The 7177-nt window shown below is 67.9% G+C and carries 5 protein-coding genes; all 5 read right to left on the minus strand.

The window, feature by feature from the left end:
* Window positions 1–1181: IS110 family transposase (locus M4D77_RS23120; RefSeq protein ID WP_259937594.1), on the minus strand; the 1181-nt coding region annotated here is incomplete at its 3' end.
* Window positions 1182–1467: 286 nt separating this feature from the next.
* On the minus strand, window positions 1468–2544 hold the full coding sequence (locus M4D77_RS23125) for an IS110 family transposase (RefSeq protein WP_211540890.1): 1077 nt from the start codon (window positions 2542–2544) through the stop codon (window positions 1468–1470).
* Between the two features lie 308 nt (window positions 2545–2852).
* A complete protein-coding gene (cydC, locus tag M4D77_RS23130) occupies window positions 2853–4565 on the minus strand; it encodes a thiol reductant ABC exporter subunit CydC (protein ID WP_259937599.1) in 1713 nt (570 codons plus the stop codon).
* Window positions 4555–6276, minus strand: a complete 1722-nt coding sequence (cydD, locus tag M4D77_RS23135) for a thiol reductant ABC exporter subunit CydD (protein ID WP_211538457.1) — start codon at window positions 6274–6276, stop codon at window positions 4555–4557. The genes cydC and cydD overlap by 11 nt, the downstream gene beginning before the upstream one ends.
* The coding region (gene cydB / locus M4D77_RS23140) for a cytochrome d ubiquinol oxidase subunit II (RefSeq protein WP_259937602.1) at window positions 6273–7177 on the minus strand (905 nt) is incomplete at its 5' end. The genes cydD and cydB, both read right to left, overlap by 4 nt.

Genomic DNA, 7177 nt, shown 5'->3' on the forward strand with positions numbered 1-7177 from the left:
ATGGCGCGGTTCTTGGTGCGTTCGGGGTGGCGTTGCTGGTGGTAGTCGGGGCCGGGTTCGTCGTAGACGACGTTGTCGGTGAGCATGATCCAGACCACGGTGAGCAGGGTGTGCTCGAGGGCGACGATCGCTTTGGGTTTGCCGCGAGAGCGGACCAGGCGCCGGTACTTGGCGTTGAGGAACGTGCCTTTGTGGCTGGCGATCGATAACGCTGTAGCCCCGAGAGCACCTTTGAGGTGACGGTTACCGGGGCGGGTTTTGACGTTCTTGACCCGTCCGGCGGATTGGTGCTGGCCGGGGCAGACCCCCGCCCACGAGGCCAAATGGCCTGGTGTGGGGAACTGGGCCATCTGGCCGCCGGTCTCGGCGATGATCACATCGGCGGTGGTGGTGGAGATACCCGGGATCGTGCAGATCAGGTCGCGTTTGGCTTGAAACGGCGCCATCACCTTCTCGATGCGCTCGGTCAACGCGTCGATCCGGGTGGTGTGTTCGGTGATGAAATCCAGATGCAACTCGACCAGGAACGCGTGGTGGTCGGTGAAGCGGCCCTGCAACGCCTGGGTCAACGCGGGGATTTTGCGGCGGAGTTGTTTCACCGACAACTCCGCCAACACGGCGGGATCGCGTTCACCCTTGACCAGCGCCTGCAACATGAATCGTGACGAGACCCCGTTGATATCGGAGACCACCACCGACAGTTTGATGCCGGCGTCTTCGAGGACTTTCTCCAACCGTTGAATCTCGCGGCCGCGTTCGCGGGTGATCGCGGTGCGGGTGCGGGTCAGATCGCGTAACCGTCGGATCGGTTCGGGCGGCACGAACGAGGCCCGCAACAGCCCGTGGGCGGCCAGCTGCGCCAGCCACGCCGCATCCGACACATCGGTTTTGCGGCCCGGGAGGTTCTTGGCGTCGTGGGCGTTGACCAGCATCACCTCGAACGGGGCGTCTTCGAGGAGGTAGTAGAACGGTTTCCAGTAGTCGCCGGTGGCTTCCATGACCACACACGTCACCTGCTCGGCGATCAGATAGTCCCGCAGCCGCAGAATGTCGCCGCTCATCGACGACCAGGTCGTGGTCTCTTGCACCGTCTTTCGGCCCGGACTAGCCAGGCGGACACAGACTTTCACATCCTTTTTGGAGACATCCATCCCGGCGCATCGGGGGTGCAGCACTTCCATCTCGGTTTCCTTTCGAGTCCTCGGAAGTGGGCTGCGGACGGGGCAAACAAATGCAGGAGTCTAATCCGCGTGCTCGTAGCAACAATCCACGATTCCCGTGGCAGGCCCCGCGCCTCACACTGAGGTACTGGCTCTTCGGCACAAGGGAGGAATTCAAGGTCACCGCATCCCACCCCTCCACTATCAACCCCCCACGCGCCGGTGACCAGCACGAACTCTTCGACCCCCACGACGGCCGCCAGGCCGCAGATACTGAGGTGCGAGGAGCGCAAGCGACGAGAGGGTCCTATAGCTTGTCAAGTGCTCCGAGGTCGGTGGTGAGGTCGCGGAACACTTCGCGGGCGATGTAGCGCTTGAGGCAGCGGAGGATGTCTTTCTTCGTTTTGTGTTCGGCGGAACGTCGCTCGACGTAGGCGCGGGTGGGGGCGTGGGATTTCATGCGTCCGACCGCGATCATGTGCAGAGCACTGTTGGCTTGCCGGTCCCCGCCCCGGTTGAGTCGGTGACGGCTGGTTTTGCCTGAGGATGCCGGTAACGGGGCGGCGCCGACGAGTTTGGCGAACCGTGCCTCGGTGCCCATCCGCTCGACGTTGTCACCGGCGGTGATCACCAGGCGGGCGGCGGTGATCGGCCCGATCTGCGGGCGCGAGAGCAGGGTGGGTACCAGCTTGCTCAGCAGTCGTGTGAGTTCGCGGGCCAAAGACCGGGCTTGTTGTTGGGCGAGTCGGTGTCGGTCGAGCAGCGACCGCGCCGCGCGCACGAACGCCGCGGCCGGCCCGGACAGATCAGCTTTCTCGGCTGGTACCGGCAAGTCTTTGATGAATGCTGCCCGCTTGGCGATGGTGCGGGCCTGGCGCGCTTGATCGGCGTACTCGGCTGGTGCGGTGGTACACAGGTCACGGATCTGGTTACCGATGCGGGTGGCTTCCTCGACGGCCGAAGCCCTTGCCACGGTGAGCATCCGAACAGATTCGACCGCGCCGCGGGTGTCTTTGGCCACCGCGGTCGCGCGGCCGGTGATGACTGCCATCGCTGCGGCGTAGGCATCGAGTTGATCGGTCTTACCGTGGGCGTAGCGGCGCGGCAGATCGGGGGTGTTGACCTCGATCACTCGCACCCCTTCGGCGGTGAGCATCCGGGTCAACCCGGCCCCGTAGGAGGCGCTCGATTCCACTGCGGCATCCTCGACGCGGCCGAAGCCACACGCCCACTGCCACAACTGGGTGTAGCCGGCGGTGGTGGTCGGGAACTCGCGATCGGCCAGCGGGCGGCCGTCGGTGGCGACGATCGCGGCGTGGTGGGTCTGTTGATGGGTGTCGACTCCGAGTACGACCACTTGCGTGGTCACTGCTGTCTCAGCCATTCTGGCGGTGTCTCCTTCACTGCGGTGTGGGATGACCTCACCGGGGCGGGTGGACAGGACAGTGAAGAGTCACGGCCTACCAGCCAGACAGGGTCCTAATCAGGTCACACCCGCCCCGGTCCTCACAGGTCACTTGGTGCAGGTGATCGACCGGAGTTCCGGGCCGACACATCTCGCCCATGACAGCACCGTCAGCCACGAAGTAACTCAGACCCAAACCCGGTCAACCACCCACACCCATTCTCACTGCCACGAAGGGCCTGGTGAGGCACGCTGCGGAGCCCTTCGTGGCTCGCTTCGCTCGCACCTCAGGGAGCAGAAAGGGGCCGGCCCGCCAACTCGAGCACCGCTGCCGCACCGGTGTCGGCCGGTGGCTGGTGGGTCACCACGACGACGATGCGGTCGGGCCCGAACAGGTCCCGTTCGATCCCCAGGAGGCGCCGCAACAGCTCGTCGGAGTCCGCCTCGTCGAGATGCTCGGTCGGTTCGTCGAGCAGGACGACCGGCGCGGGATGCAACAGTGCGCGGGCGAGCAACAGTCGCCGCCGCTGCCCGCCACTCATCGCATCGGCCCCACCGGTGAGGACGGTGTCCAGACCGTCGGGAAGTGCTGCGGCCCAGCGCTGCAGCCCGGCCGCCGCCAGCGCGGCATCGATCTCCTCGTCGGTGATGTCACCTCGGGAGACGCGCAGGTTCTCGCGGACCGACGTCGAGAAGATGTGTGCCTCTTCGGCGAAATAGCATCCCGCCGACCGTAACCCGACGATCGAACCGTCGCCGACATCGACCGCCTCGACGTCCCCGGCCATCGGCGGCAACAAACCTGCGAGGGTGAGGAGCAGCGTCGACTTCCCCGCCCCGCTCGGGCCGGTGACCACCAGACGCGAACCAGGTCGCAGGTCGAGATCCACGCCCGCCGCGGGACCGAGGACCTCCCGACCTCGGTGTCCCCAGCGCAACCCCGTGGTCGTCAGACGCACCGGAGACCGATACACCTCGGCGTCGGTCACATCGGCTGTTCCTTCGGCGTGCGCCCCGTCCACCAGCGCCATGAGCCTGGCCGCACTCTGTCGGCTCCGCTCGATCTGCAGCCCGGCCTCGGTGAGCGGCGCGGTGGATTCGAAAGCCGACAGCGGCAGCAGGACGAGCACACCGAGGATCATCGGCGTCAGTCCCGCCCCCGAACTCACCCCGGCGAGCGAACCCGAGTTCGCCGAGGCCAATTCGACGGCGATGACGCATGCCGCGAGCAGCGACGCACCCAGAGCCAGCGGAGTTGCCGCCGCGGCGGATGCCTGCCACCGGATGCCCAGGTCCGTGGCGTCGAGATGGCGACGATCCGCCGCTGCGGCCGCTGCCAGCGCGCGATGGCGTCTGCGTGCGACGACGAGTTCGGGCGCGTGCCACAGCGCCGTCGTGGCGGCCTCCGTCGCCTCGGACGCGGCCTGCGCGCCGTCGCGGATCGACCGGGCACCACCACGCGCGGCCAGCCACGGCGCCACACCGCCGCTGACGGCCAGCGCGAGTGCGAGCACCACGGCCGCCGGCACCGAGACCAGCGCCATCACCACCACTGCCGCAAGCGATGTCGTGGCACCGATGCCGATCGGGATCAGGCCGCGGATGAGGGCGTTGCCGATCTCGTCGACGTCGTCACCGGTCCGGTTGAGCAGTTCACTCCGCCGCAACGTGACCGAATAACCCGGTGCGCCCGACGCCAACGCCGTGTACACGCGCTGCCGCGCGGTGGCCATGGCCTGCAGGGCGAGATCGTGGGTCGCCAGCCGTTCCAGATAGCGGAACACTCCGCGCGAGATACCCAGCGCCCGGACCGCGGTGATCGCGACCGACAGGTACAGCACCGGCGGCATCTGCCACGCACGGGTGATGAGCCAGGCCGACAGCGCCGCCAGGAAGAGGGCCGAGAGCGAGCCGCCGACACCGAGCGCGAGCGCGGTGAGCGCGGGACGCCGGCGCAGGCCGAGGAAGCCCAGAGCCCGGATCAACGGATCACCGCGCATGGTCCACCTCCTCGGCCGTGCCCGCGGCTGCTGCGCCGGTGGCCGCCGGGAAGTCCACCACCCGGTCCGCGTACTCGCGGGCGACGCCCCGGTGCGCCACCACGACGACGGTGTCCCCGGCCCGAGCGCGATCGCGGAGTGCGGCGAACACGTCGCGCTCGGACGCCTCGTCGAGGTGGGCGGTCGGTTCGTCGAGCAGCAGCAGCGGCGCCGGCGAGGCGAGGACTCGGGTCAGGGCGAGGCGCTGCCGTTGTCCCGCGGAGAGCCCGACCCCGCCGGATCCCAGCACCGTGCCGAACCGGCCCGGCAGTCCACCCAGGACTGCGGCGAAGCCTGTTGCCGCGGAAACCGATTCGAAGGCGTCGCGGTCCAGCGCGCCGAACAGCTCCAGGTTCTCGGCGACCGTGCCCGGCACGATCACCGGTTGCTGGGGCAGCCAGGCGATCTGTTCGTGCAGCGCCGCCGGATCGGCCTGACCGACCGGGGTGGACCCGATCAGCACCGATCCCGCGTCCGGAGCGAGCAGGCCCATGATCGCCGCCAGCATCGTCGACTTGCCCGACCCGTTCGGTCCGGCGAACACGGTCAGCGCCCCGGGTTCGATCGTCGTGCGGAGGCACTCCGGCGCCCATCCGTCGCGCCCGTGGATGCCGACGTCGAGCACGGTGATCGGTTCGCCTGCGACGCTGACCCCACGATTCCCGGTGGCGGACGGCGTGGCCGCCTCAGACTGCGGTGTGATGAGCTCGAAGACCTGCTCGGCTGCGGTGAGGCCGTCGGTGGAATTGTGGAACTGCATGCCGACCCGACGCAGCGGCAGGTATGCCTCCGGCGCCAGGATCAACGCGAAAACGCCCGCGTACAACGACATCTCGCCATAGACCAGACGGAGACCAATCCCCACGGCGACCAGTGCGACGCAGAGCGTGGCCAGTAACTCGAGGACGGCGCCCGACAGGAACGCGACCCGCAGCGAACTCATCGTGCTGCGGCGGTGGGCTTCACCGAGTTCACCGACCCGAACCGCCGGGGCGCCGGCCCGGTTCAGTGCGCGCAACGTCGGCAATCCGGCGATGAGGTCGAGGAGCTGGGCGCTCAGCCGGCTCATCGTCGCCAGCTTGCGTGTGGTGCGATCGCGCGTCATCAGTCCGACGAGCACCATGAACAGCGGGATGAGGGGCAGGGTGACGAGGATGATGAGCGCCGACGGCCAGTCGGCGAACGCGATGACCACCGTGACCGTCGGCGTCAGAACCGCCGCGGCCACCAGGGTCGGCAGGTAGCCCGACAGATACGGCCCGAGGGCGTCCAGCCCGCGCAGGAGGACGGTGCTCGCGTGTTCGCGGATCGCCGTCAGCGATCGCGGCGACGTGCGGGCGGGATCGGTGAGGACATCGAGGGCCTCGGCACGCATCTCCGCGATCGCACGCTCGGCGGCGCGGTGCGCGTATCGGTCGTGTCCGTATGCCATCGCGGCCCGGGCCGCCAGTGCTGCGGCCAACACGGTCAGGTGAACGCCCTGCGCGGCGAACGACCGCGCCCCGGGCGACACGATCAGTTCGGAGACGATCGACGCCACCATCGCGGCCACCACGATGATCGCGACCACCTCGGCCACCGCGAACGCCGCGGTGACCCCGACATACCGCCGCGTCGTCGGCGAATACCGCAGCAGCCGGGGGTCGAGCGGAGGCCGGGCGGTGCGTCTCACTTGCTCGGGATTCGCAACGACGGAAGTCCGGCCGGGTCCGGGATGTGCGCGACCGACAGTCGCTTTCGGAACACCCAATAGGTCCAGGCCTGGTAGCCCATCACCACCGGGGTGATGAGCACGGCCGCCCACGTCATGATCGTGAGGGTGTAATCGCTCGACGACGTGTTCTCGATGGTGAGGTTCCACTGCGGATTCAGGGTCGACGGAATCGTGTTCGGGAAGAGCACGGCGAACAGCGTGGCGACCGTGCCGGCGATCGCGATGCAGGTGAACATGAATGCGTAACCCTCGCGGCGGATCTGGGTGGCGGCCACCATGCCCACCGCGGCGACGGCGGCGATGAGCACCGGAATCCAGGTCCACGAGCTGCCGTAGGCGAACTGGGTCCACAGCAGGAACACGGCGGCCACGATCAGTGTCGGCCAGGCCAGCCGGGCAGCGTAGCGAGCCGAATCCTCCTGCAGCACACCGGAGGTCTTCAGCGAGATGAACACCGCCCCGTGGGTGAGGAACGCGAGCAGGGTCGTGGCGCCGCCGAGCAGGGCATACGGGTTGAGGAGGTTGAAGAACCCACCCGTGTACTGGGCGTCAGCGTCGATCGGGAGCCCGCGCACGATGTTGGCGAACGCCACACCCCACAGGATCGCCGGAATCCACGAACCCAGCCCGATTCCGACGTCGCACCACACGCGCCAGCGGGGGTTGTTGATCTTGCCCCGCCACTCGATCGCGCAGACCCGCACGATGAGCCCGATGAGGATGAGGAACAGCGGTAGGTAGAACGCACTGAACATGGTTGCGTACCAACCGCCGAAGGCCGCGAACAACGCCGCACCCGCGGTGATGAGCCAGACCTCGTTGCCGTCCCAGACCGGGCCGATGGTGTTGAGGAGCGCGC

Origin of the sequence: Gordonia sp. p3-SID1431, from assembly GCF_025143765.1 — a bacterium.
GTDB lineage: Bacteria > Actinomycetota > Actinomycetes > Mycobacteriales > Mycobacteriaceae > Gordonia > Gordonia hongkongensis.